The organism is Croceicoccus sediminis, assembly GCF_007570835.1.
Classification (GTDB): domain Bacteria; phylum Pseudomonadota; class Alphaproteobacteria; order Sphingomonadales; family Sphingomonadaceae; genus Croceicoccus; species Croceicoccus sediminis.
This window is the reverse complement of the sequence record NZ_SUNC01000001.1, coordinates 1,053,860-1,080,161: the sequence shown is the minus strand read 5'-3', so window position 1 is coordinate 1,080,161 and position 26,302 is coordinate 1,053,860. Positions and strand designations below refer to the sequence as shown.

General features: G+C 58.9%; 16 protein-coding genes. 14 read left to right on the top strand and 2 right to left on the bottom strand.

Going from position 1 to position 26,302, the window contains the following annotated elements; all coding sequences use genetic code 11:
* Nucleotides 1–62: 62 nt before the first annotated feature.
* The 11 genes from FAX90_RS05010 to FAX90_RS04960 all read left to right on the top strand — a co-directional run bounded on the left by FAX90_RS05010 (nucleotide 63) and on the right by FAX90_RS04960 (nucleotide 16,541).
* Nucleotides 63–1,439, top strand: a complete 1,377-nt coding sequence (locus FAX90_RS05010) for a TolC family protein (protein WP_240704728.1) — start codon at nucleotides 63–65, stop codon at nucleotides 1,437–1,439.
* 26 nt (nucleotides 1,440–1,465) lie between these two features.
* Complete coding sequence (locus FAX90_RS05005; RefSeq protein WP_170234871.1) at nucleotides 1,466–2,509, top strand: efflux RND transporter periplasmic adaptor subunit; 1,044 nt, start codon at nucleotides 1,466–1,468, stop codon at nucleotides 2,507–2,509.
* Nucleotides 2,510–2,513: 4 nt separating this feature from the next.
* Nucleotides 2,514–5,567: an efflux RND transporter permease subunit gene (locus tag FAX90_RS05000; protein WP_144096070.1), complete on the top strand. Its 3,054-nt coding sequence runs from the start codon at nucleotides 2,514–2,516 to the stop codon at nucleotides 5,565–5,567.
* Nucleotides 5,568–6,003: 436 nt separating this feature from the next.
* Complete coding sequence (locus FAX90_RS04995) at nucleotides 6,004–7,041, top strand: AraC family transcriptional regulator (RefSeq protein WP_144096068.1); 1,038 nt, start codon at nucleotides 6,004–6,006, stop codon at nucleotides 7,039–7,041.
* 217 nt (nucleotides 7,042–7,258) lie between these two features.
* Nucleotides 7,259–9,562 (top strand): TonB-dependent receptor, encoded by a 2,304-nt coding sequence (locus FAX90_RS04990; RefSeq protein ID WP_240704727.1) that lies wholly within the window; start codon nucleotides 7,259–7,261, stop codon nucleotides 9,560–9,562.
* 88 nt (nucleotides 9,563–9,650) lie between these two features.
* The gene (locus FAX90_RS04985; protein ID WP_170234870.1) at nucleotides 9,651–10,778 is read left to right on the top strand and encodes an MFS transporter; all 1,128 of its coding nucleotides are present in this window, start codon (nucleotides 9,651–9,653) and stop codon (nucleotides 10,776–10,778) included.
* Nucleotides 10,775–12,277: an aldehyde dehydrogenase family protein gene (locus tag FAX90_RS04980; RefSeq protein WP_144096064.1), complete on the top strand. Its 1,503-nt coding sequence runs from the start codon at nucleotides 10,775–10,777 to the stop codon at nucleotides 12,275–12,277. Before FAX90_RS04985 ends, FAX90_RS04980 begins: the two co-directional genes overlap by 4 nt.
* The gene (locus tag FAX90_RS04975; protein WP_144096062.1) at nucleotides 12,277–13,815 is read left to right on the top strand and encodes an FAD-binding oxidoreductase; all 1,539 of its coding nucleotides are present in this window, start codon (nucleotides 12,277–12,279) and stop codon (nucleotides 13,813–13,815) included. Before FAX90_RS04980 ends, FAX90_RS04975 begins: the two co-directional genes overlap by 1 nt.
* A complete protein-coding gene (locus tag FAX90_RS04970) occupies nucleotides 13,812–14,222 on the top strand; it encodes a nuclear transport factor 2 family protein (RefSeq protein WP_240704726.1) in 411 nt (136 codons plus the stop codon). Before FAX90_RS04975 ends, FAX90_RS04970 begins: the two co-directional genes overlap by 4 nt.
* Before the next feature lie 5 nt (nucleotides 14,223–14,227).
* Nucleotides 14,228–14,875: a c-type cytochrome gene (locus FAX90_RS04965; protein WP_144096060.1), complete on the top strand. Its 648-nt coding sequence runs from the start codon at nucleotides 14,228–14,230 to the stop codon at nucleotides 14,873–14,875.
* A gap of 52 nt (nucleotides 14,876–14,927) precedes the next feature.
* Entirely contained in the window at nucleotides 14,928–16,541 is a 1,614-nt protein-coding gene (locus FAX90_RS04960; protein ID WP_144096058.1) for a GMC family oxidoreductase, read from the top strand.
* An 806-nt stretch (nucleotides 16,542–17,347) separates the two neighbouring features.
* On the opposite strand, the gene FAX90_RS16525 is transcribed toward FAX90_RS04960, so the two are convergent.
* Nucleotides 17,348–17,491 carry a hypothetical protein gene (locus FAX90_RS16525; protein ID WP_170234869.1) on the bottom strand — a complete coding sequence of 48 codons (144 nt, stop codon included), beginning with the start codon at nucleotides 17,489–17,491 and terminating at the stop codon, nucleotides 17,348–17,350.
* A gap of 9 nt (nucleotides 17,492–17,500) precedes the next feature.
* Entirely contained in the window at nucleotides 17,501–23,548 is a 6,048-nt protein-coding gene (locus FAX90_RS04955; RefSeq protein ID WP_205700617.1) for an ATP-binding protein, read from the bottom strand.
* Between the two features lie 468 nt (nucleotides 23,549–24,016).
* Between FAX90_RS04955 and FAX90_RS04950 the strand changes: the two genes are divergently transcribed.
* The 3 genes from FAX90_RS04950 (at nucleotide 24,017) to FAX90_RS16885 (ending at nucleotide 26,184) form a co-directional block, all read left to right on the top strand.
* Nucleotides 24,017–24,511: a hypothetical protein gene (locus FAX90_RS04950; protein WP_144096054.1), complete on the top strand. Its 495-nt coding sequence runs from the start codon at nucleotides 24,017–24,019 to the stop codon at nucleotides 24,509–24,511.
* A 2-nt stretch (nucleotides 24,512–24,513) separates the two neighbouring features.
* The gene (locus tag FAX90_RS04945; protein WP_205700616.1) at nucleotides 24,514–25,983 is read left to right on the top strand and encodes a hypothetical protein; all 1,470 of its coding nucleotides are present in this window, start codon (nucleotides 24,514–24,516) and stop codon (nucleotides 25,981–25,983) included.
* A gap of 78 nt (nucleotides 25,984–26,061) precedes the next feature.
* A complete protein-coding gene (locus FAX90_RS16885) occupies nucleotides 26,062–26,184 on the top strand; it encodes a hypothetical protein (protein WP_276612179.1) in 123 nt (40 codons plus the stop codon).
* Nucleotides 26,185–26,302 lie beyond the last annotated feature (118 nt).

Below are 26,302 nucleotides of genomic sequence, written 5' to 3'. Positions count from 1 at the left end.
GAGGGCTGGACCCGAAACGATGTAAGCCTTTAAAGCCTCGAACAGGCTGATGGAGGAAAAATTTGCAGCGGCGCCATGCAATACGAAAGCGATGCAGCGCGCTTTTATCCGCGATCGCTCTTGGTTCGCTGTCAGCTTGTACTTCTTATCAATCGCGGCCACTCGACACGTCGGCGGCTATTCTCGCCAAAGCGCCGGAAGGGCTGGTGCAGGATGCCGCTCTGATCGAGCGTCCGTTTCTGGCAGGCAAGCCGGTCGATGTTTCTCAACCGCTGGATCGCGACGCGCTGGGCCTCATCGCACTGCTTTATAACCCCGATCTGACTGCCTTGCGCAAGCAGACGGGAGTGGCCCAAGCGCAATTGCTGGATGCCCGGCTGATCCCGGACCCCTCGGTCGGTCTTTCGGCAGACCGGGTAATCTCCGGCCCGCCTACTGCGCGTCCCGGCGCGATTGCCGCACAGATCGCGCAGGACATCAACAGCCTGCGCAGCCGCGGCGCGCGGGTGGCGGCGGCGCAGGAAGGGCTCAATCAGGTCCGGCTCGATCTGGCATGGGCGGAATGGCAGGTGGTGGAGCAGGTGCGGCTGCTCGGCGTGCGCGTTTCCTATCTGCAACAAATTGCGGAATTGGCGCAAGCCAATCGTGCAGATGCGGAAGACCTGCTGCAAAGAATTCTGCGTGCTGCCGGGCGGGGAGACATTCCGCCAGACCAGTTGCAGGCTGCACGCCTTGCCGGACTGGATGCAGCAGAAAGAGCCTACACAGCGCAGATCGATCTGACAGCCGCGCAGCAGGACTTGCGGAGGCAATTGGGTGTACCGCCCGATTTCGACCTGACGCTGGCCTTGCCGGAGACCGCTCCTCGTGCGCCTTCCCTTTCGTCCCTGACCGATGCGGCAATTGTCGAGCGGCTTGATCTGGCAGCGCTGAAGGCTGGCTATGCATCGCAAGAGGCCAATGTGCGGCAGGCCATCATCAACCAGTTTCCGTCACTCAATCTCGGTTTCAGCGTCACGCGGGATTCCAGTGACAATGGCATAATCGGCGCACTGCTCGATTTCACTTTGCCATTGTGGAACCGCAATCGCGGGCAAATCGCCATCGAGCGCGCCACGCGGGAGGCATTGCGTGCCGAGTATGACGCGCGTCTGTTCGCCGTGCGCGCCGATCTGGCGCAATCGCTCGCTCTGATTGCTGACTTGCAAAGAGAGGAAGCGCGGCTCTCCGCTGAAATCGCTCCGCTTCAGCAGTTCTCGGACGCTACAGCCAGAGCGGCAGGTCGCGGCGACCTGCCGCTCGCCACTGCCATGACAGCCCGTCAATCGCTGAGAGACAAGCAATTGCTACTGGCCAGCGTGCAGCAGGGGCTTGCCGAACAATATATTGCCCTGGAACTCGCCAGCGGGGTTCCCTGGCAGAACTGGAATCGCCCATGACCGCCAGAACTTTTCCGACCCGAACAATGCTGGCGGCCATGTTGCTGGCTGTAGCGGGATGTTCTCAATCGCAGCCTGCACAACAAGCCGATCCGGTAGTCTCGGTTCAAACGGCAAAGGCGCAACTCGGCAATCTTGCGCAAACTGTGACCGTATACGGCACCGTGTCTGCCGACGCGGCCGGACAGCGCGCCCTGGTCGCGCCGGTCGATGCCATTGTTGATCGCATCTACGCTCCGTTCGGTTCTTATGTGGGACGAGGCGCACCGGTTGTCGGCCTGCGCCCCAGTCCGCAAACCTTGGCCAGCATCGCGCAGGCAACCGCCAGTGCCAATCAGGCAAACGAGGCTTTGGCCCGCGCCAAACGGCTGCGTGCTGACGGCTTGATGAGCGATGCGGATGTAGAACTGGCTCAAGCCAGCGCGACCTCTGCCAATGCCACGGTCCGCAGCCTGCGCGGACAAAGCACGACGCTGCGCGCGCCCGTAGGCGGTTCGGTGACCCAGCTTGATTATTCGACCGGTGATCTGGTCAGCGCAGGTACTGCTGTTGCACGCCTCACTGCCGATACCGATGTGCGGGGACGGTTTGGAATTGATCCACTGCTGGCTCGTCAGGTGCGCGTGGGTGACACGGTCCGCATCCTGGGTTCCGAAGGCAGCGCCGATTTTTTTGTGCGCGTCAGTGCCGTCGATCCTGTCGTCGATCCGACCACACGATTGGCCTCTGTCTTCGCTACCATACCGGCGCAGACCGAAATCGCGCCGGGTGAGCCCTTGCGGGGCGAAATCGTGGTTTCAAACAATCCCAATGCGATCCTCATCCCCTATGCGGCGCTGCTCGATGATGCCGGTCAATCCTATGTTTTCACCGTTACAAATGGCATGGCTAAACGTGTCGATGTGACAGTTGCCGCACGTGATGGCGACAATGTCGGTATCGCCAGCGGGATTGCAGTGGGCGATGTCGTTGTCGTTAAGGGCGCTGCTGCGGTCAGCGACGGTGTGAAGGTTTCAACGGCCAGGCCATCGCCAGCACCAGCTCCGTCCGCAACCGCATCGGGTAATTGACCGGATGGCGAAGACAGCGCGTTCCCCTATCAGCAGACATGCTTCGGCGATCCTGCTGGCCGTCGCCCTGCTCACCATCGCCGGTGTCATGTCGGGATGGCGTCTGCCGGTTAGCCTGTTTCCCTTTATCGATTATCCGCGGGTGGTCGTATCTGTCGATGCGGGTGAGCGCGATGCGGCCACAATGGCTGCCTCGATCACGCGCCCGGTTGAAATTGCGTTGCGCGCGGTCCCCGGAGCAAAAAGCGTACGCTCCACCACCAGTCGCGGTTCTGCCGAAGTGTCAGTCGATTTCGCCTGGGGACAGGACATGGTCGCCGCTACGCTGGAAACGGAAGCGGCGCTCGCCTCCATTCTGCCTGACCTGCCGCAAGGCGCACGCTTCGACGTACGTCGATCCGATCCCACGATTTTCCCGGTCTATGGTATCGCCCTGACATCAGACAGTCTGTCGCCTGCTGATCTGCGCCAGTTAGCCGAGCTAAAATTGCTGCCTTCACTGATCTCGGTCGATGGGGTTGCGGGAGTCGATATTCTCGGTTCCTCCCCGCGAGAATTCGCGGTCAACCTCGACCCGGCTCGACTTGGGGCGCTGGGCCTGACCCTGGACGATGTCAGCAAGTCGCTCGCCGCACAGAACGCGGTCAATGGTGTAGGTCGCCTGACCGACCAACATCAGTTGTTCCTTGTGCTGGTCGATGACCGGCTGACCTCCATTGCCGATCTAGAGGACACGCCCGTAACCCTGGCCGGTCAGGCTGGGCCGGGCGTCGTGCGTCTCGGCGACATCGCTAGCATCTCCAGTTCGATCGAGCCGAGCTATACGCTGGTCAACAGCGGCGGGCAAAGCGCGGTGCTGCTGAATGTGCGACAGGCTCTGCAAGGCGACACGGTAAAAATCGTGAAGGACGTGCAGCAGAGGCTCGACCAGTCCGGCTTGCCCCCTTCGGTAAAAGTCACACCATTTTACGACCAGTCCGAGCTGGTTTCGGGTGCGGCCAACGCGGTCCGAGATGCGATTCTGATCGGCGCGCTGCTGGCGGGTCTGGTGCTGTTCGTTTTCCTGCGATCGTGGAGACTCATGGTCCTGACCGGCCTGTTGCTACCGGCGGTGCTCGCGGCCGCATGTGTTGCGCTGGAATTGCTGGGCCTTGGCTTCAACATGATGACGCTGGGCGGCATGGCGGCGGCTGTCGGCCTGGTGATCGACGATGCGGTGGTCGTGCTGGAACACATGATGCGCCGGATGCAGGAGAAGAGCTCGACCGATGAACAGCATCTGCTGGGTGCGGCGGCAGAAATGGGCCGCCCCCTGCTCGGATCGACATTTGCAACTATCGTCGTTTTCATCCCGCTTGCCTTCATCAGCGGCGTCACCGGCGGATTTTTCAAGTCACTGGCCATCACGATGGTCGCCTGCCTCGTGGTGTCGCTGCTTTACGCCCGCTTCGCCATTCCGCTGCTCGCCGCGCGCTGGCTGACGGAGAAGGACGCAGAGCAGGTGGAAAAGGGCGAGAAGGTGATGAACCCGCTTATTCGCGCCTATGACCGGACGGGAGGGCGTGCTCTGGCGCGCCCCGGTCTCACGGTGCTGCTGGTGGGCGGCGTTTTGGGCGTGCTTGGCTATCTGTCGTGGTCACACGTCCCCTCTGGCTTCATGCCTGCGATGGACGAGGGCGGCTTCATTCTCGACTATCGTGCTCCGCCCGGCACCGCGCTGGACGATACCGACCAGATGCTTCGTCAGGTCGAAACGATCATCTCGTCAACGCCCGAAGTGGCGAGCTATTCGCGGCGCACCGGTATCCAACTGGGTGGCGGCCTGACCGAGGCATCGGAAGGAGACTACTTCGTGCGCCTGAATGGTGGCAGCCGCCGCAACATCGATGCAGTGATGAGTGAAATCCGCGACAAGGTGGCGCAGCAGGTTCCCGCGCTGGAAGTCGAAACGGCGCAGCTGATGGAAGACCTGATCGGCGATCTGACCGCCGTGCCTCAACCCATCGAAGTGAAACTGTTCTCCAACGACGAAATCCAGTTGGAAGCGGCGGCAAAACAGGTCGGCAGCACACTTTCCGGCATTCAGGGCGTAGTGGAAGTGGTCGATGGCCTGCGCGTTGCAGGCAGTGATATCACGGTGCGAGTGGACCGCGGCGCAGCGGTGCAGGCTGGCCTCGATCCGCAGTCGATATCGGACCAGCTTTCCGCGCTGATCGATGGAACGATCGCCACCCAAATCCGCGACGGTGAACAGCTTGTCGGGGTCCGCGTTCGTGGCCCCGAAGACCTGCGTCAGCATATCGCGCTGGTCAACGACATGGTTCTGCGCGCGCCGGATGGGCATTCTGTCAGGCTGGCACAGGTTGCGACGGTCGAAGTCGTCGGCGGTGCAAAACAACTGACCCGGGAGCAGCTCGCGCCGTTCATCGGTGTGACCGCGCGGCTCGAAGGGCGTAGCCTGGGCGCGGCCATGAGTGAGGTGCAAAGCAAGGTGCAGGCGCTCAACCTGCCAGCGGATATACGCGTGGAATATGGCGGCCTCTACAGCCAGCAGCGGCAGAGCTTTTCAGACCTCGCCATGGTATTCTCCGCCGCGATCCTGTTGATTCTGCTGCTTGTCACAATCCTTTATGGCCGGTTCTACTGGGGCCTTGCCGCCGTCACCACGATCCTCTTGGTTGCGTCATCCAGTCTGCTGGGTCTGTGGATCACAGGCATCGAACTCAATATCTCTGCGCTCATGGGCCTGACGATGGTTGTCGGCATGGTGAGCGAACTTATTATTTTTTACCTGGCCGAACTGCCTGACGATCGGAAGATCGGCCTTGCCGAACTGCGCGAGGCAGGGGCAAAGCGCCTGCGCCCCATCCTGATGTCGGCGCTGATCGCGATCCTCACCCTCCTACCGCTGGCCGTCGGGTTAAGCCGCGGCGCGGGTTTGCAACAACCATTGGCAACTTCGATCATCTTCGGCTTGCTGGCCGCGGTTCCGTTGGTCCTGCTTTTCCTGCCTGCGATGTTAGCTATGAGAGGCGAGAAGGATGAGCCCTTTGCGTAAGTTACGATTTTCGCCGAGTGTTCGCAGATCTTGATCTGCATTTAATCGGGATGTCAGCTTTCAGGCGACGGTTTTTGGCGCTTGCAAGTCTGAAATGGGGCGCATAGCTGCCTAATGGCTTACCGCCTGGCGGATGGTAGCTTTACTCGACTTGGCTGCTAAAACCGGACATTCCGCAAACGGACCGCTTTCTTTCATCTCAGTTAAGGACAGTTACTCAATTTCCGGAGTTGTAGTGCAGACTATCGGCTGCTCGCCCCGAGAATGAGGGAAGCGTCTCCGACTGTGAGACCGCCTGTCTGCCGAGCGACACAGCGATAGTCGATTGACAGCGGCCCCGGCTCGGTGCGACGATTCCGATTGCGTAGGCCTCTGCGAAATGCGCAGCATGGGCCGTCAGACGAAGAATTTAACGCTTTTTCGACAGGACGGAGCGATGGCGGAGCACGAACATGGAATAAGCTCGATCTGGCCTTCGGGCGAGCTGCCCATGATGCGCTGGAACCGTTTCAACAGCGGCGAACTGGGCGATGTGCATCGTCACATGACATCCGCCTTCTGTCCGCACAGACTGGTGACAGAGGGCAACCCGCCGATCAGTTTCCGTCACAATCAGGTCGATGTCGGCTCCTGCACGCTCAACGCGACTGACTACGGTTTGCCTTTTGGGCGAGTGGCTGTTTCCATTCCCCCGGCCGAACATTCCTACCTTGTTCAGTTCGTGATCGAGGGAAGGGCGCATTTTCGGCATCAGGGCAGGGAATTTACACTCGACCCAGGGAAGATGGCCGTCATCAGTCCCCATGAGCCGACCGAGCAGATCACCGAGGCGGGCTGCAAGCATTTTACCATCAAACTCGACCGCAAGCAGATCGAGGACCTTTTGCGCGAAGACCTGGGACAGACCAAGCGCGCTCTGATCTTTGCGCCGGACCCGGTATTCATATCTGGCGTGGCTGCTAGTTTTGTCCAGTTCGTCCGGGCGATCATCGGCGAGATGGATGGTGCTACCCCCGCCTACACGCATCACCGCGCGATGCGGACGTCGGAGTCCATGCTGGGCCGCTTGCTGCTGGGCGCGGTGCCGCACAGCTACAGCTTCGACTATGAGTTCGGCGAGACGAGCGCGGCAGCGCCTTATTATGTTAAGAAGGCCGAGGAGTTCATGCGCGCTTTTTACAAGGAGCGTTTGACGCTGGACGATATCGTCCAAGCCGCAGGGGTGAGTAGCCGTTCGCTTACCGCAGGATTCCGCCGCTTTCGGGAAGAAACCCCGATGGGCTGGCTCAAGCAGTATCGGTTGGCACGGGCACGGGAAATGCTTGAACGCGGCATGCCAGGCGAGTTGACGGTAACGACAGCCGCCCTTGCGAACGGTTTTGCCCATCCAGGGAAGTTCACGCAGGGTTATCGCAAGTTCTATGGCGAAGCGCCGTCGGAAACTCTTCGGCGCCAATCGATCCGGACTTCGTAAAGCCGACGGTCCTTAGGCCGTATGCCATCCGTATGACATCTTCAGGTCAGACCGTCACTCGACTGCCAAATCGGGCTGATCGCTGCTGATACGGTATAGCGCCAGATCTTCGATGCACTGAATATCACCCGGGTATTCAGGGACGAAGCACGATCCGACAAAACTGCGGACCAAAAGAAGGTTTGCCGGATCGCTTCATCATCGGAGGGTTATTGAGATGATCGATTGTCGCGTATCCTGGCTCGCGCTGGCCGTTTCCGGCACGCTGGCCGCATTCCCCGCCATGGCGCAGGACAGCGGTGCTGCCCAAGGCACGCAGGAAAGCCAGGGCGGCCTGAGCGAGATCGTCGTCACCGCCCAGAAGCGCGAACAGAACCTGCAGGACGTCGGCATCTCGGTTACCGCCATTTCGGGCGATGAGATCCTTGAGCGCGGCGTTTCGAATTCGATTGAGCTGATCACCAGCACGCCGAGCGTCGACAACTATTCCCCCTATGGCCCAGGCTCCAGTGCCAACGTCGTCATTCGCGGTATCGGCCTCAACGATTTCGGCGAAGGGCACGAGGCGCCCGTCACCGTCTATGTCGACGAATTCTATGTGGTGAACGTCCCGGCGGTCGATTTCGCGTTGTTCGATCTTGCCCGTGCCGAAATCCTTCGCGGCCCCCAGGGAACCCTGTTTGGTCGCAATTCGACCGGCGGGCTGGTTCACTATGTCACGCAGAAGCCGACGGACTATACCTCGGGCTTCCTGAAGGCGACGTATGCGCGCTTCAACGAACTGAAACTTGAAGGAGCCGTCAGCGCGCCGCTGTCCGATACCCTCTCAGCCCGCCTGTCGTTCCTTTCGCATCATTCGGACGGATACATCCGAAACATCAACCCGGACTTCGACAATGGCGGTCAGGCGGGAACTGACGCAGTTCGCTTGCAGCTGGCCTATGACGATGGCGACTGGAACGTCCTGCTGAAGGGTGAGTATGGCAAGACGGACAAGGTCCACACCTATTACGAACAGACACCAAGTCTGCGCGATCCCAACACGGGTCTCGGTTTTGCGGATCCGAACGGTGTCGACGACGCCGGTTACAACGAGGCTGATTTCGGGGCAGGTGCACGCAACGTCGCTTTTACAAGCGATCCGCAGCGGCTTCAGTCGAAAGGCTATACTGGCCTGCTCAAGGCCGAACGCGATTTTGGCGATGTCACCTTTACCTCGCTGACCGGCTACCTGCGTTTCACCCGCAAACTGCAGGAAGACTGCGACGCCAGCCCGAACGAGATCTGTTCGGCGGAGTTTCCCTACGAATCCGACACGGCGACCCAGGAATTCCGTCTGTTCTCCGACGCCGGTCCGATCACCTGGACCGCAGGCATCTACGGCATGCTCGCCAAGGCCAAGAACAATCCTGCCGCAACGTTCAACGTGCCGGTTTCGGGCGATACGGCGGTCGATCCGGTTACTGGTCTTTACAACGGCGCCTTTTTCCCGATCAATCTTGCCGCCAACTGGTCGCTCAAGACCAAGTCGATCTCCGCCTTCGCACAGGGAGAATTCCCTCTAACCGACAGCCTGAAGCTGATTGCCGGTGGGCGGATCACATATGATCACAAGAATTTCGCTGATGCGGACAACGCCTCGCTGCGGTCCTGTCCGGGTTTCCCGATACCGACCAACTGCTTTGCCGCACCAGATGGCCCCGGTATCGCCAATCCCTATAGCGGCAAGTATTCGCAGACGATGTATTCGGGCAAGGTTGAGCTCGATTATCAGGCGACACCGGACCTGCTGCTGTTCGCCAGCGTGTCGCGTGGTACCAAGGCCGGCGGCTTCAATAACGGGTTCTACCCCGGTGGGGTCAATCCAGACCAGATTCCTTATGAGGACGAGTCCGTTATCGCCTATGAGATCGGCGAAAAGGCCGACCTGCTGGACAACCGGCTGCGCCTCAACACCTCGGTCTTCTATTACGATTACAGCGATTATCAGACCTTCACATGGGAAGGCATCGGCGGTCTGCTGACCAATCAGGATGCGACAAGCTACGGCGCGGAAGTCGAAATCATTTTCCTGCCGGTCGACGCGCTTCAGATCAGCTTCGGCGGATCGTGGTTGGAAACCGAAATCAAGGATGTGGCCAACGGTGTCCCGGGAGGCGGCACTTATGTCGCGGACCGTGAAATGTCGAACGCCCCTAAGTGGACCGCGAACGGCGCTATCACCTACACCGTTCCGGTTTCCGCCGAATCCGATATTATTTTCCACTGGGACGGCAACTACCGGTCAAGCCGTTATACCAACAACTTCAACGATCCTTCGGTGCGTTTGCCGGGCTATTTCAAGCATAATGCCGACGTGACCTACTCAGTGAACGAGAATTGGCAGATCCAGGGCTTCGTCCGGAACATCGGCAACAAGAGGGCGATCAGCAAGGCGTTCCAGTTCAACGACCTGGGCTACGTCCAGTACATCTATTCCGAACCTCGGGTCTATGGCGGCAGCGTCCTGTTCCGTTTCTGATCCGGCACAAGGCAAAGTTGCGATGTCCGAAACTGTTACCGCCATTTCTCCCCCACGCCCAGTCCACGATGATCGGGCGGACGGTGGGGTGGTTGCCCAGATTGCGCTTGGCACGGCCGGTGTCGTTACTTTCCTGGCGATGCCGGTCGTCGTCTCGGCGATGGTGAACGACCTGGCGGCGAGCGAGCGTGAAGTCGGGTTGTTCTCTACCGTCCAGCTCGCAACTATCTCGGCAGGCTGCTTGCTATCGACTTTTCTGCCGCAAGGGAGGTTTCGTCGTCACGGGTTGGCCGCACTTGCGGTGATGATCGGGTGCGACCTTGCAACCCTGTTGGGGCCGGGCTGGGTGGCGTTCAACGCCCTTCGCGCCATAGCCGGTATCGCAGGCGGCGTCGCGGTGTCGCAAGCTACGGCCGCCCTTTCGCGCAGCGCCAGGCCGGAGCGCAGCTTTGGTCTGTTCCTCGCGTTGCAGACAGTGGTCTCGATCGCTTGCATCTATGCAATGCCGGCCCTGATGCGCGCCGGCGGCTTTCATCTCGGATATCTTGTTTTTCTCGCTTTCGACTTCGCCGCGATCGGTCTCGTTTATGCCTTTGTCCCGAAACGTGCGGGCGCAGCGGCCCCTCATGCGCGATTGACCGGAAACGATGCCGCCGGATGGTGGCAGAGCGCGGCAATGCTGTTGTCGATCCTGTTCTTTTTCGTGGGTATCGGTGCGATATGGACTTTCCTTGCCTTGCTGGGAGAGCAGATCGCTTTGACAGAGGGCGAGGTGGCGGGAGTGCTCAGCCTGTCGAAACTCGTCGCTTTTGTCGCGTCGTTCCTGCCGGGCATTCTGGTGGCAAGGCTTGGTCGTACGATCCCGATCCTAGCCTGCGTCGTGTTGCTGACCGGCGCTGTCATTGTCTATTCGGCCGCCAATGCGCTCACCGGCTTCGTAATTGCCACCGTCATGTTCAGCACGGGCTGGTATGTGCTTTATCCCCTTCAGCTTGGCGCGCTTGCCGATGTCGATCGCGATGGCCGTCCGATGCTTTCTGCGGGCGCGCTGACCGGGGCAGGCCTTGGCATTGGACCGGGCCTTACCGTGATGGTCGCCGATGGGTTGTCGGGGATCTACATCATTTCCGCCGCGGCGTTCCTTTTGGTCGGGCTGTTCGCCATGCCGGTCCTTGTCCCGTCTGCGCGCCGCCGGAAAGCGGAGATGGCGCTGTGACGCTGGCCAACGATTACGGCGTTCTGAACGAGGGTGCGCGAGCCTTGCTATATCGGCGCACCGGAATGTTCCTTGATGGTGCGTTTCGCGATGCCGCGTCGGGCAAGACGATGGACGTGGTAGACCCCACTACCGGCGGCGTGGTCGCCAACGTACCCGACGCGGGGGCGGGCGACGTCGAACTTGCGGTCCGCAGTGCGCACCGCGCATTTCGCGATACTGCCTGGTCGGGACTGCGCCCGCACGAGCGTGAGGCAGTCATCATGAAACTGGCTGCACTGGTCGAGGCGGAAGCTGACGCGCTAGCGCAGGTAGAGACGGTCAATTCTGGCAAGCTGATCGGCAATACGCGAGCTTTCGACGCGGATTTTTCGGTCCATGTCCTTCGGCAGGCGGCCGGTTGGGCGACGCGGCTGTCGGGACGGATGATGGAACTCGCCGTTCCTTACATGCCGAACGCGCGCTTTACCGGTTCGACGCATCCCCGGCCCGTCGGTGTGATCGGCGCTATCGTCCCTTGGAACGTGCCGCTTTGCATGGCGGTGTTCAAACTTGCCCCGGCTCTTGCCACCGGATGCACAATCGTGATCAAGCCGGCAGAGCGCACCCCGCTTACCGCACTTCGCCTTGCTGAATTATGCATCGAGGCGGGTATTCCCGCAGGCGTCGTCAATGTCGTGACCGGCGGGGCCACGGCGGGGCAGGCTTTGGTCGAACATCCGCTTGTAGATAAGATCAGCTTTACCGGATCGACCGCCGTCGGCCGCCGTATAGGTGCCAGTGCTGGCGAACGACTGATCCCCTTTTGCCTCGAACTCGGCGGCAAGTCGCCGGTCGTAATCGCGCCCGACGCCGATCTCGAGATGGCGATATCCGGTGCTGCCTGGGCGATCCTGGGCAATCACGGGCAGAACTGCTGCGCCGGGTCGCGCCTTTTCGTTCACGAAAACCATTTCGACCAGGTCGTCGAGGGCATCGCGCAGATCGCGGCAAGCCTCGTCATCGGCCCCGGTCTCGACCCTGCCAGCACGATGGGCCCGATGATCAGCCACGAGCACCGCGACCGTGTCGTTTCCTATGTTGAGCAGGCCCGCAAGGACGGTGCGTCGCTGATCACCGGTGGCGATCCGCTATCGGATGACGGGGCCTATATGCACCCTGCCGTCATCGTTGGTGCGGGCGACGGCAGCCCCGTGGCGCAGGAAGAGATCTTCGGCCCGGTGCTGACCGCTTTCCGGTTCGACGATCTGGATGACGTCATGCCGCGCGTGAACAATTCGCAATACGGGCTGGGTGCCAGCATCTGGACCCGCGACATGGCCACTGCGGATCGGTTTGCCGACAAGGTCGAGGCCGGGACGGTCTGGATCAACAATCACAACACGCTCGACTGCGCGATGCCATTCGGCGGCTGGAAGCAATCGGGCTTCGGACAGGAACTGGGCGAAGAAGGCATTCGCGCCCACCTGAAGACCCAAGCCAGGATCGTGAGGCACTGATGTTCGACCACCGCAGCAACCATCCGACCCGCACCGGGGCCATCGCCACGTCGCGGCGCAGGTTCCTTGGCGGCGGCGCCACTGTCGCGGCGCTTTCGGCAATCGGCCTTGCGCCCGCACTGGGCGGCTGTTCGATGCGCGATGACGACCTGGCCAACCTGCAGTCCCGGCTGACGGGCAAGGCGATCGGCAAGGACAGCGCGGTCTATGAGCCGTGGCGTCAGTCGATGGTCTGGCAGACGCAGAAATTTCCCCGCTATCCCGATATGATCGTGCAGGCTGAAACGGTCGATGACGTAGTCGCCGCGGTAAACTTTGCGCGCGAAACAGGTCGCCGCATCACCACACGCGGCGGCGGACACAGTTTTTGCGGCTGTTTCCTGCGCGACGACGGCATTCTCGTCGATGTATCGCGCCTTTCGACGATAGAGATCGACGAGGCCGCGGGCGAAGTGCGCTGCGGGCCCGGCGTGATTGGGCGGCGGTTGCAGGAAGACCTTGCCGACTACGACCTTGCTTTCCCCACCGCTCATTGCGGTATGGTGCCGATTAGTGGATTTCTGTTGGGCGGCGGGCTTGGCTGGAACGGCAATGCCTGGGGCGGGATGAGCACCTACAACATACTCGAGGTGCAGATCGTCACGCCCGACGGCGAAGTACGCACCGCGAGCGAGACCGAGAACCCGGACCTGTTCTGGGCGGTGCGCGGCGGCGGGCCGGGGCTGTTCGGTGTGGTCACCAGCTTCCGCCTGAAATGTTATCCCAGGCCAACGGCGATACGTTCGCATACCTACATTTTCCCCTTCACCGACATTCCGCAAGTGGCGAAGGCGATGGAGGAACTGGGGCCGGCTTTGCCGGTGGACGTCGAGCTGATCGGCGTCATATCCGCAGCGCCGCCGGGAATGGAAAACGCATGCAGCGCGGCAGGCTGCGATCAGGTGATGATCCTGCAATCAATCGCGTTCAAAAGCGATCCTGGCGAAGCGCTCGCGGCGATGGCGCCGATTGCCGATCATCCGATCCGCAAGAAAGCGATCGCCGAAATCATGGGTGCGGAAGAAAGCTTCGAGACGCTTTATTATGCGAACGAAGTGCCCTTTCCGCAGCGGCGCTACTGCGTCGACAACATCTTCACCGACGGTCTGAGCAAGCCGATTGCGGTGATGATGAAGCATATGCCCAACAGCCCGTCTCGCGTCAGCGCGCCCGTCATCCTGTACAAAGGTAGCCCCAAGATTCCCGACGGTGCGTGCCAGACCACCGGGCAGTTCTACCTGTCCTGCTATTCCCAATGGGACGACCCGGCGCAGGATGATGCGAACAAGAACTGGCTGATCGAGATGTACCGGGAGCTGCAGCCGATGGGCACGGGCAGTTACATCAACGAGTTCAACCAAGAAGGCAGGATCGACCAGATCCCCGAATGCTACCGCCCTGAAGACTGGGCGAAGCTGGCCGACATTCGCGCGAAATACGATCCGGAACGCGTGTTCCAGACATTTTACGGGCTTGAGCCCAAACCGACAAACACATGATTGGAGAACGAGAGATGACGGGCAAGGATATTGTCGGCGGTTTTTTCGCAGCGTTCGGCGCGGGCGACATGGACAAGGCCATGGGCCTGTTGAAAGAAGACGTGCGCTGGACCTTCCATGCGCCCGAGGGGACGATCCCCTGGGCCGGAACCTTCAACGGGCGCGAAGGCGTGGGCAAGTTCTTCGAACTGTTTCTGGCCGCTGCCGATCCGGTCGAAATGGCTCCGGCCGGCATGTGGGAAGAAGATGGCATCGTCTTCGTCCAGGGCTCTGAAACAACCAGGGTCAAGTCGACGGGCAAGCAATATACCGCCCAATGGGTTCATATGGTCGCCACCGCTGACGGTCAGGTCGTCAGCCTTGACGAGCATATCGACAGCGCTGCCGTCGCAGCCGCGTTCGGCTGATCGCTATGCGCTGCGCGTTCTTCACCGCCGCGCTGCTGACGTTGGCAGGCTGCAACAATTCGAACGAGCCGGTCGATGCGGACGCCGACACCGCGATCGCGCGCGGCGAGGCCCGCTATGTCACTTGCCAAGGTTGTCACGGCAACGATGGCGAGGGGCTTGCGGGCATGAACGCACCCCGTCTCGCCGGGCTGTCAGCGGATTATATCGAGCGTCAGCTGATGAATTATCGCAGCGGCATTCGCGGCGGCCCCGATGATTTCTATGGGGTCGCGATGAATGGGCGGGCCAAGGCACTTGGCGGGGATGGCGCCGTGCATGATGTCGCGGTTTATCTCGCCACCTTGCCGGAACCCTCTGCGCCCTTGTCGGCCGATGAAGCCGACGCCCAGGTACTGGCCCTGGGCGCGTCCCTGTACGAGACGTGCGCCGCCTGCCACGGCGCGGCGGGCGAAGGGAACGAGGCGCTGAAAGCGCCTGCACTGGCGGGTACGGACCCGGCCTATCTTGCCCGACAGCTGAACAATTTCAGAAGTGGCGTACGCGGGCGCGAGGGCGATCCGGAAGGTGAGCAGATGCGCGCCGCCGCGCAGGTCCTGCCTGACGAAGCGGCGGTCGAGGCTGTTGCCCTCCACGCGGCATCGCTGCGCTGACCACAAAGTCTGGCGCCATGGGCGCCATCATACGATCGGGACGTTACGGGCGATGCAAATCGAGGACAGGGAATTCGACTATATCGTGGTGGGGGCAGGGTCGGCGGGATGCGTACTTGCCGCCCGCCTTTCGGAGCGGCCCGACATAAGCGTTCTTCTGGTCGAAGCCGGCGGCAAGGACGACGGCTTCTGGCTCAAGATTCCAGTTGGGTATGGCAAGACCATCATCGATGAGAAGGTCAACTGGAAGTACGAAACCGAGCCCAATCCCGCGCTTGGCGGGCGGCGTATCTATTGGCCGCGCGGCAAGGTTCTGGGCGGATCGGGTAGCATAAACGGTCTGATCTACATCCGCGGGCAGGCCGAGGACTTCGACCACTGGCGCCAGCTTGGCAACGAAGGTTGGTCATATGACGACGTGCTCCCCTATTTTCGCAAGGCCGAGGACCAGGAACGCGGCGAAGACGAATATCACGGCACGGGCGGTCCCTTGTCGGTCACCGATATCAAGGAACGAAATCCGCTGTGCGACGCATTGATTGAAAGCTGCGAGAAGATCGGGATACCGCGTAACGACGATTTCAATGGAACCCGTCAGGAAGGCGCGGGCTATTTCCAGGCGACGATCCGCAAAGGCGCGCGTTGTTCGGCTGCGGTTGGATACCTGCGCCCTGCGTTGAAGCGCCCCAACCTGACCGTCATCACCGAAACGCAGGCAAAGCGCGTGCTGTTCGAAGGGACGCGGGCGACGGGCCTCGAGGTTCAGCGCGATGGACAAAGCTTTTCCATAAGGTGCCGTAACGAAGTTCTGCTTGCGGGGGGTACGGTCAATTCGCCGCAGCTCCTGATGCTGTCGGGTGTCGGGCGGGGAGAGGACATTGCCGAGCACGGCATTGCTGTCGTCCACGATCTTCCCGGTGTCGGCCGGAACCTGCACGATCACTACGGGGGACAGATCACTTGGCGGTGTACGCAGCCCATCACCATGAACGACATCATGCTGTCGAAACGAAAGCAATTGGCCGCAGGCCTGCGCTGGCTTCTGTTTCGCGACGGTCCGCTTGCGGTTCCTGCGGGGCAGGCTTGCGTATTCACGCGCGTCATGCCGAACTCTCAGACACCGGACGTACAATTCCTGTTCCAAACCTTCAGCGGTGGATATTACGAGGACGGACTGTTCAAGTTTTCCGGTTTTGCCAACTTCATTTGCCCGGTTCGCCCGGAAAGCCGAGGTTCCATCGGTTTGAGATCCGCCGATCCCTTGGAACCTCCGCTTATGAGGCCCAACTACTTTTCGTCTGAACGTGACCGGACGACGGCAGTGGAGGGATTGAAGCTCGCCAGGCGGATCGCCTCGGTTTCTCCGCTGTCAGACTTCGTGTCGGCCGAACACCTGCCCGGTGCGGACGTGACCAGCGACGACGAGATTGAGGCCTATTTTCGTGAACAGGGTGGCTGCGTTTCCCATCAAGTCGGAACCTGCAAGATGGGTAACGACGACATGGCCGTGGTCGACCCACGCTTGCGAGTCCATGGTATGAGCGGCCTTCGCGTAATCGATGCATCGGTGATGCCAAAGCTGGTGTCCGGTAATACCAACGCGGCCACCATCATGATCGCGGAAAAGGGCGCGGACATGGTACTCGCGGATCGAGGTACGGTTTAGCGTAGCCCGTCGGCAGGTACTATCAGAGCAACCAGCCCCACTAGGCGGCGAAACTCTGCGGCAGGAGACGGTTTAGCGTGAGCCTGCCGGCACTGGTCAGCCGACTGACCGCTTCTGGGGTTCAGCATGCGAAAAAAGAGGCATGTGAAAACCAAGACACGAGGAATTCTGCGGGTCGCGATGGTCGAAACTGGAATATCTTTTTTGTCACAAACGCGGCTGGTCAGGCATTGCTTTGGCGAAATGATCCCGCCTTGTTCTAGTTTTTGGAAAAACTATTTTGTCAAACCGGGGGCTGAAAACCGCAGTTTTGCGTGTGAAAATGGAAGAACTCTTTTGTCTCGCAACAATTGTGTTGTGAGACAATAAAGTTTTTCCAGATACAATAAAGTTTTTCCACTTTGCCATTTTTGACAAAAAAGATTTTCCATTCAAATTTGTGATTTTCGGCGGAGTTCTGCCGTTTTCTGAGGTCGCAGGTTTTTTCGCGTTTTTCAGCCCATGCACAAACCGGCTATTTTAAGGTTCCGGTAGAATGCTGAACCGGGAAGATGCACTGTGATGTCAGCCATGTGGCACGACCCTGGTCATCTTCCTTGCCGGGGGCGCGTAAGAGCAGACGTTGCCTTCAAGTGGACGTCTTTGGGGCTTTGGATCCGTTCCATAACGTTATGCCGGACGGCAGCTCTCGCGAGCAGCCGACATTCAGCGCACTCAAAGACTATATCCGAGTAAGGCAAAGACTGGGCCGTTTGCGGACCTTCTGCTTTTCGGCTGGTGACACTCAAAAGCTGCCATTGAGAGCGTTATCCGAATGGTCTGCGAATAATGGCGTCAAGCATCATAAGGACCGCAAAGTCGTAGCCTTCGTTTTCGATGGTGACTTCTCTCGTCGGGGTGGTGAGTGTGATGCCGATGAGACTCAGGCTAGTCACGACTTCGATGTCCATGCCGTTCGCTTATCGCTCCGCGTAACACTCAACTGACTTGCCGTCACCTTCTCCTGCAGTAACCCGACGTACGGCAAAGCTTGAAAGCTCAATAGGACCAAATTTGCTCTCAAACGCTGCGCGACCAGCTTCCGACAATACGACGTGTTGGCCCTCGGCAGATTGCGCATCGTGGTCGACTGACTGAGGTAAGCCATCACGCCACCAGGTTGTGCTGGCCATCAGAATACCGTCCTGGGAGAAGAACTCGTGAATGCTGGTCTCGTTTTGCTTCCATCCCAATTGCTCGGCGGCACGGGGACAAAAGATTAGTAGCACGTCAGGATGCCCCTGGAGAGAGTAAGGCCTAAAGCCAGCGACAAAACTCTCATCGGGATGGTCATAGAGCGGCACAACCGCTCCTAGCCGGATCACCTTCGAAGTGCTGTGCAAGCGCTCTTCCAGCGAACTGTGCTCTTGAGAAGCCGCAGAACGAAAGCTCCATCTCTCGCATTCGTAGATTACGCGTATGTCTCGAACTTTGACAGAATGCCAATATGCTAAGACCACATTATTCTGGCCGCGAGATTGCATTCGAACATCTTGAGCGACTTTCCCAGCCCATTCATCTCTATCGTCTCCCCATAGCGTTCGAGGCACGTCGGGCAGTTCGAGATCAGACGGCTTTGCAGAGGGAACCATCAAGAGTGGCGGCCCCGGATAGACGTGCAGCTTGTGCAACAAAATTCGCCAGTCATGGATATTCAACCGGCCACTACTCCTTAGCTCTTCAACGACATGTCGAAGGGCGCGCAGTGTGACTTCTGCTTGCGGGCGACGATACGCCAGCTTCATGGAAATCTTGTCGAGATCCTCCTCAAGTCTTTTCGAAGCAGCATGTCCATATGATGCAACACCGCCCCAGGACTGAATGAGTTGCCCAACCCGCCAGCGCAAATTCGCGACCTCCAAGCCGCAATCGTCAGCCATTTCCTCGACCAAGTCTGTCCAAGGCTCGGTCCAACCGAAGATATCTTCTAAAACCAGACCTCGAGTGTGTTCGTCAGACGCAGCACTACCGGTACTCGAGGAATAGCTTGGCAGATCTAGCGTATAGATCGGCGACAGGACCGCCTCTGTGAATTGTATCGGAACTTCCCAATCTTGAGCCAGGAAGGATGCAGCTGCAACGACCCCACTATCTGGGTGCCCCATCCAAGCTGGGATCATATCTCGAAACTTCGGCGACAGGTCGGCGACCCTGGTCGTCTTGGCTAGCAAGTCCACGGCCATCATCTGCGCTTCTCCGCCCTTCGAAAGCAACTGATTGACGATCGCGACGAAGACATCTTCCTGACCTTCTTCTAGGAGCATCAACGCTCCTCGATCTGCCTCAACGTTCAGTAGGGGCACCCCAAGCGTAAGCGCCCGTGAGAACATCGCCGCCAAATTCTCGAGTTCCCCCTCTATTGTCGATTCTTGAGAAAGCGCATTGCCAATCCGATAGTCCCTTGTGGCTTGCAAATGGTCCGAAAGTCGATCCCAGATCTGAGGCCAAGGTACCTCTTCGAATAGCAAGGGGAAGATGGATTCAATCTCCCACAAATTCGATCCAACGCTGTAACGCGAATTCGCCATGTCCAATGTGAATGCACGGCGTGCCCTATCAAAAGAGTCGTCTTCGCCGAGTAGATGCCGAACTTCGTGCAACAAGCGTCGCCTTTGATTGTTGGGCCATGCCCAGCCTCCATCTTCTTCATCGACAAACGATGCCAATATCGATCTAACCTCATCGACCTGACCAGCGGCAACCGCCCTTCGTGCGACAGCAAGCCTCACGTCTTCATGAGCCATGATGTCTGGGTAATCTTCAACAAAACGCGATACTTCTCGCCAGCCTGTCTCGTTGATCACCCGTATAGCAGCGCGGCGCAGATTGTAGGTTATGCGTCTATTCGGCTGCCCTCTGCCCTCGGCCTTCTTATCGAAAAAGCTGAACTCGGAAGCGAGTGCTTTTGATATGTCCGAGAGGCTCGCAAGGTGCCCATAAGAACGGTGCTCGGGATCGCTAGATTCGTCGCCGCCTTCTGGTTTCCATCGACTCGCAGCAGCAGCTGCTTTCTTGCCGTGCCCCCGCTTTCTTGCACCTTCTTCAAGTGTCTTGAGCAGACGGTGCTTCGCTTCAGGGCGGGCAACTGTCTCAATGAAGGAAGCCGCCCTTTCTTCCAGCGCGGCAACGGAATCATCGCCGCACGTCGACATTAAGTCCGTCAAGAACTGCCCGAACCTCGTCGTGCTTCCATGAGGCTCCGAATACCAAGGAAGAGCGAGATGCGACCAAGCCAAGAGTAATTGTGAAGCGAGTTCCGGACACCGATGCAGTGCACCTCGCAACCCCGCATCAACAATGCCATCCCAACTGAAGACACCCGTGCCAGATGCCCAACGCATCGCATCTTGGGTGAACTTCGGGCTCGCGGCACATGCCTCGAACAAGATCTGCCTACCGCCACGAACCGCCGAGTCGTCCCCTTCAGTCGAACCCATTCCGTCAAGTAAACGCAAAGCAACCTTCGCTCGGTCTGCGCGGGCATTAGGCATATCGAGATTGGCCAAAGACAGAACAGACGTCCAAAGCTCATACTGCCCATCCTTCTTTGCAGGGAGATAACAGCCCAACGATGAGCGCCTCAGATTTTCAATCTCAGTCCTCGCTGCATCGGTCGCACCAATTCGCCCGAGAGCGACTGCATATGCCGCCTTCTCCTCGACTTCCTCTTGCGGATTATACGCTTGCACATCCGCGAGTCCTGCATTCAGTCTCGACCTAGCCGCCTGCACATCGCGATCAATACTGAACATGCCAACAGCGAACTTGCGGCGGAAGCTATGCCACCACCGGAAGACCGCAGCATCTTCCGCGATTAGCTGATCGATCAACTCAAGTGAGTGAAGGTCTCGTTGGGGATCAAGCTTAGCCAGATCGAATAAGGCATTCAGAAGATTCTCTGCAGCGGCCGGAATCCCGTATCCAGTAAAAGCATCCTCACCTGGCGCACTCCGCGCGGTTGCCAAGAATTTTATCGCGCTTTCTGTTAGCGACCGGATTGGGACATCAGCCGCGTCCTTTCCAGATTGTAAGTCTCCGATTGCTGTACCTATGGCTAAGATGTGGTGCTGTAGTCCTCGCCACAACCGATTCTCAGGCACTTCCAGATGTGGGATCGGAACTTGCAAACAAGCCCTGGCAGTCACCCCTGCTAGGAGCGCACGGGAAGCACACAATAGACGCTCAGATTGGTGCTGCCTCTCTGCTTCGCCGAGATCTTCCAGGGGACACTGTTCAAGGAACTCAATTGCGATCGCCTTCTCCGAAATTGCGATAGCAGTCCTGGCGCCAGCCATTGCCCATGAATCATGCATATCGCCGAGACAGTCCGATTTTAGTGCGCTTTGGAGTAGCGACTTAGCCAACGACCTTTGTGCAGTTTGTCCCGCTGAAATCGCGCCCTCAAGCTTCAACAAGCATTGGCGCTCTCTGTTTACCTGCCACTTTCTCACTAAGTCTGGCATTGGAAGCGCAGGATCAGAGCGGATCATCGCGCGAGCAATTTGAAATCTAAATGCACTAACGATCTCGCCAACTTCTTCCCCATCCGTATCCAAAGAAGCTTCCTTGACGAGGCGATTTTGGATCCGCCTTTCGATCTGTTCTTCGCTGAGTAGCGCGATAGCTCTTTGCGCCCAAGGAAAGGCCTTGTTGGCGTTGGAACCTCTAAATGGTGGCGCGCGCTCTGAGATGAAAGCAAATGGATTCTGGTCTTCGAAGATCCTTCGAGCTGCTTCGACGTGACCGGAGCTCATGAGCGCATCCATCACTATCCATTGCTTACCGTCTTGATAGCTCTCGCTGAGGCTGGCAGCCGCTGCACGAGTATCGCCAATCGCTAATTGTGCATCGATGAGTGAGTGCGCACTTTCCATGACCGATGCGCGCCGAGTGACTTCGTCATCGGCGAGCAAGAGGTCAAACAGTTTTGCAGCATCAACCTTGCGTTCCAACGCGCGCAATGCGTCAGAGATATCAGCTCGAACAGCGTGAGCGGGTCGGCCTTCGCAATACTGATCAACGAAATAGGAGCGACTTGCGAGTGTGGTCGCCTCATCAAGATCGCCCGCCAAAAACAGATAGCGGAATCTCAGCCAACTTTGATCACTTCGAATCGGCGCTTCGTCGACCAATTTTGCCAACGTGCGATAGACCTGGGTACGCTCGAAGCGCTGATCTGCGGAGCCAAATCTTAGAACCGGCTTCCTTCTGACGAAAAGTCTAAAGCTGTTGTGAAAGATTCGCCATCCATCCTCAGAAAGATCTAGCAGGTGGCGGACATGCCGCAGTGTCAATTCTACGGCCTCGTCTGAGATGTCTTTAGCAAGTGCTTCAGGAGCGATCCGACCTTCAACTTGAGCCAACAGTGCAAGAACCTGGTGAAGCAAGCCACTGTTGTATTGCGATCCTACACCGCGCCAAGCGGATTCATAGACGGCTTCCAGATCACCACCGAAAGGGACTGTGTCTTCGAGAAGGCTTTTTCGGTCTTCCGCTGGAGCCCCCGCTAACTGCTCAAGCAGATATCGTGTAGCTAGAGGGTGGCCTCCGCCGAGTTTGAAAACTTCGGAAGCATCGACTTCATCGCTCAATTCGAACGCTTCTGTCATGGCTGAAACAGCAAACGGCGAAAGGCGGGCTACATCGATCCTCCGCCCAGTTTGACCAGCTTGCTGCTGCACTGCTGGGGCAATCTCAGGGAGATCTAATTGCTGGGTTCCGAGTACGAATAGCACCCCATCGGGTATCGATTGAGGTGTCGGCAACACGCTTAGTAATGAGTGCTCTGTAGGCTCTTCACGCGGAATATGGTCCAGTCCGTCGACCACAATAATCATGCGAGAATTGTTTTGCTCAAACTTCTGGCCAGCTTGTGTGAGCATGTGTTCGAAGTTTTCTCGCCTTGCCGCCAGCGTGTCGTCCTTGACTCTTAGTGGCTTAAGTCCGGTGGCAGCGATTTGAGCGTTGACGTCATCCAGAAACGAAGTCGCCTCGCCTCGGCCTTGCCCTTGAGCTGTCCCTGGCACGAATGCGAGATAGCGCACGACGCGCACTTGAGGCATATCCCGCAATTCGCGCTGCAGTAGCGTCGACTTTCCCGATCCAGGGGGACCGATCAGGCCAAGATACCCGCTGCAGTGCTCCCAAATCGCGGTGTTGAGATCGCTTTCGGTTTCTTCATTATGTTGGACGTAGGAACCGATTGGGAATTGATGATGAAACCGAAGCGCAAAGCGATCCGGCCACCCAACTTCTTCGAGCAGTTCCGCTCGGCTCCATCGATCCTTTTCAGGATTATCCGTAATCAACGCCGAAAGAGCGCGCGCGAGTTCTTCAGTTTGCGAAAGGCGTTCAGCCCCCAACGAGGGATCCAATATAGGTGCCGCCGACGGACCGATTATGAGTTCAAAGCATGCCCAGAACTCATCGAATTGCTGCTTGCACAGACCTGACGCCTTTTGGATCTCGTTGATCACGTCCTTCCACTGGGATTCCTGCCAATCGGCGAGCGACCGGCCCGTATTCCTATTCCAAGCAGTCAGGAAGTCTGAGGTGCTGGAGTTTGATTGACCTTTTACGAGATGGTCATTCGGCGAGGGAAAGTTGTTCGTCAGAAAACGGATTTTGACGTCTTCATCGACGAACTGCGCTTTGAGAAGGAGAAAGGCGGAAGCTAGTTTCCCGATCATATTCTCAGTACCGAGTAACAGGCCCTTTAGGCCGACCGCTTTCGGTTTCTCGGTCTTCTTGAATTGATGGGCAAGAACACCTTCGTGCGTACCGAGTACCAGATCATCGGCTATGCCAGCATTTCGATCGGCTAGTCCAACCCACTGCAACTTTCGATCTAGTATTGCCTGATAGATGAGCCGCGCTGAACTGCGATCCTGATGGGTATAACCAAGTCGTGCTGATCGTTCACCTTCACCAGGATCTTTTGCACCTGACTTTCTTACCTGACCATTCATTTCTGTTTCATGGCATAATCCGTCTAATGCCGACAGGTCCGGCGACAGCAATCTGTGAATCTCGCAAATGCTTCCGGTGAGTTCCAGTACGAACCATCATATGTCCGCTTTCAGGTCAATCTGATCCTAACCTAAACGTCCGACATTAGGGCGCATAGCCGACTGACCGCTTTTTCCAAGAACTGCCAGTCAGCGTGCGGGCCGATTGCGGACGGTCCGCATTTCGGCACTGATCCCAAGAATCAGACATTGGTCCAGTTAGCTAAGTAAGCCGCCGGATGCGGGATCTCGGTCGCATGGAGCCCACTCACCTCGCTGACGTCAATCCCACGCGTGGCGACCAACCCTGCTCGCACGAATGTTATGTTTTTTTCTTTGCCCCGCTTGAACGGAGCAAATGGGACACAATATGGAGGTTTGTGACCCATGGAGGCGTATATGGAGAAAACGGAAATACTGAAGGCGCGCGTGAGTGAATCCCTCCAGCGTGACTTTCTCGAAATCTGTGTCGCGACGGGTAAGAAGCCCGCTGCGCAGCTGCGCGCGCTTATCGATGATTTCGTCGCCGAAAGGCGCAATCTGCTGGAGGATGATGTGAAGGTCCATCTCGACCAACCCGACACCTATATGCACGGCGCCTACCGCGCCCGCGTCACGCTGCCCGCGGCCGACAATGCCGCGTTCAAGGGCGTGCCGATCGCGTTTCCGCTGCCCAAGCTGCCCAACCGCCGCGTTCATGCCGATGACGGTTTCTTCGTTGCAGCCAGCAATTGGGACGGGACCGGATCGGGGTTCGACGGTGTGCTAGTCGATGGCGTCTGGCAGGGCCATATCTACACCAACGGGATCGACGAGGACGCAAACCCGACGCCGATCGCCGACGTGGTCGCCGCGCTCAAGGCCGCGGTGACCGAGCGCGTCACCTTTCTGCGCCGCGCGAGCGGGCTGCCTTTGGCGCACTGATTATGACGATAGATGCTTTAGCGCCCGACGACTCGGGGGCAATGCGGCCGGTGCCACGCGGGCTTTTCGACGTCTACGCACTGGCGCTGCCGCACGGCCATGGCTTTGGCGAGCGCTTGCCGTTCGAAGCCTGGCAGAGTCCGGATGACCATGGTTGCGCGATGCTGACACGGCACGCGGAGGACGGCAGCATCGGACTGATCGTGATACGTCGGCGCGAGGATATGGTTTGGACGGTCATTTCCGAAGATCATGCGTTGGAAAGCATCGAGGCAGCGCGGGCGCGGGCGCAGGCCGCGCTTGTGAACGGTGCGCCGCTCGAGCCGGTGCCATCCGGGGTGCAGCGCCGCACCCCGTTGCACGATCTCGAAGGCCGCGAACCGAGCAAGATCTTCAGCATGCTGTTCCAGCCGTCGCACCAGAATGTCGCTTGGCTGCTCAACCAGCTCTATCTCTCGCTGCCTCGCCCTGACCGCAATTGGGCGGCCGACTGCCAAACCGAGAATTTTCATACTCGGCTATGGGAAGCGCAGCTGCTGGCGAGTTTTCGCGAACAAGGCATCCTAGTCACCCAGCCGGTCGAATCGCCCGACTTCCGGATTGAGAACCGCAAGGGCGGCGCGGCTTGGGTCGAGGCGGTGACCGCGAACCCGCCGGTCCGCTTCGAACCGGTCGGCGCGCGCCCGACCCGCCAGCCCGCCGAATCGGCCGAACTGTTCTTTGGCTCCGCTGCGCTCCGCTTCGCCAAGACGATTGGTAACAAGCTACAGCGGGGCTATGCCGATCTGCCGCATGTTGCGGGCATGCCATTCGCGATCGCGATCGCCGATTTCCACGCGCCTGCCTCGATGATGTGGAGCCGCGAAGCACTGATGGGCTATCTCTACGGGATCAGCGCCGAGGCGCTCGAAATTAATGGCGAGCGCATCGCTGTCGGCAACGAAGCGACTCAGCTTCTCGGCGCCTCGGGTTTTCCGGCAGGGCTGTTCCGCGACGACGCCCATAGCGAGCTCTCGGCGATCATCTTCACCAATGCATGCACGTTGAGCAAATTCAACCGCGCCGCGATCACAGCCGGCATGCCGACCCGCGGTCGGCGCTATGTCCGTTATGGCAAGATGTTCGATCCCCAGCCGCACGCGCTCGACGGTCTCCCCTTCTGCCTCGATGTGACCAGTGAGGAATATCGCGGCCTTTGGCCTCAAGGCTATGAGCCCTGGTGCGCCGAGCTGGAGGTGTTCCACAATCCGTTCGCGCGCCATTCGCTGCCGCATGCCCTGCTGCCCGAGGCAACCCATTGGTTCGAGCAGGACGGCGCGATCGACAATCGCGCATATTACCCCAACACGATCCTATGGTCGGGCACACTCGTCCTCGATCCCGAGGACCCGATGCCGACCTATGAGACGATCCCGGCCTTTCTCGAGGATCTCGCACAGCGCCGCATGGCGAAACGGAAGAAGACTGGCTGAACGTCTTGGCCGGTTCGGTCCGGTTTCGTTTCGGAGGCGCAGCGTCTGTGCCATGATCGGCTGGGGGAGGACTGCACGATGCTGCTCAATACCGCATTGCTGCACTTCAATGAAGATTTCGGGCGCGCGACGGCGCTCCATGCCCATGCCGCGCCGATGGCGGCGGGGAGTGTCCACAACGACATTTTGCGCGCGGCCTGAATGATGGCGGTCGGAGCCTGCGACGCTTTTTTTCTCTTTGCAGAGCAGCCCTTCGCCTCGGTCTCCTTGTCCGCCGTCTGGTGCCCTGCCACACGTCGTTGTCGGATCACTTTCAGTT

What these genes read in the sequence shown, in the direction of transcription:
- FAX90_RS05005 (WP_170234871.1), top strand. Translation starts at nt 1,466, where the DNA reads ATGCTGGCGGCCATGTTGCTGGCTGTAGCGGGATGTTCTCAATCGCAG.
- FAX90_RS05000 (WP_144096070.1), top strand. Translation starts at nt 2,514, where the DNA reads ATGGCGAAGACAGCGCGTTCCCCTATCAGCAGACATGCTTCGGCGATC.
- FAX90_RS04995 (WP_144096068.1), top strand. Translation starts at nt 6,004, where the DNA reads ATGGCGGAGCACGAACATGGAATAAGCTCGATCTGGCCTTCGGGCGAG.
- FAX90_RS04990 (WP_240704727.1), top strand. Translation starts at nt 7,259, where the DNA reads ATGATCGATTGTCGCGTATCCTGGCTCGCGCTGGCCGTTTCCGGCACG.
- FAX90_RS04975 (WP_144096062.1), top strand. Translation starts at nt 12,277, where the DNA reads ATGTTCGACCACCGCAGCAACCATCCGACCCGCACCGGGGCCATCGCC.
- FAX90_RS04970 (WP_240704726.1), top strand. Translation starts at nt 13,812, where the DNA reads ATGATTGGAGAACGAGAGATGACGGGCAAGGATATTGTCGGCGGTTTT.
- FAX90_RS04965 (WP_144096060.1), top strand. Translation starts at nt 14,228, where the DNA reads ATGCGCTGCGCGTTCTTCACCGCCGCGCTGCTGACGTTGGCAGGCTGC.
- FAX90_RS04960 (WP_144096058.1), top strand. Translation starts at nt 14,928, where the DNA reads ATGCAAATCGAGGACAGGGAATTCGACTATATCGTGGTGGGGGCAGGG.
- FAX90_RS16525 (WP_170234869.1), bottom strand. Translation starts at nt 17,491, where the DNA reads ATGGACATCGAAGTCGTGACTAGCCTGAGTCTCATCGGCATCACACTC.
- FAX90_RS04955 (WP_205700617.1), bottom strand. Translation starts at nt 23,548, where the DNA reads ATGAATGGTCAGGTAAGAAAGTCAGGTGCAAAAGATCCTGGTGAAGGT.
- FAX90_RS04945 (WP_205700616.1), top strand. Translation starts at nt 24,514, where the DNA reads ATGACGATAGATGCTTTAGCGCCCGACGACTCGGGGGCAATGCGGCCG.
- FAX90_RS16885 (WP_276612179.1), top strand. Translation starts at nt 26,062, where the DNA reads ATGCTGCTCAATACCGCATTGCTGCACTTCAATGAAGATTTCGGGCGC.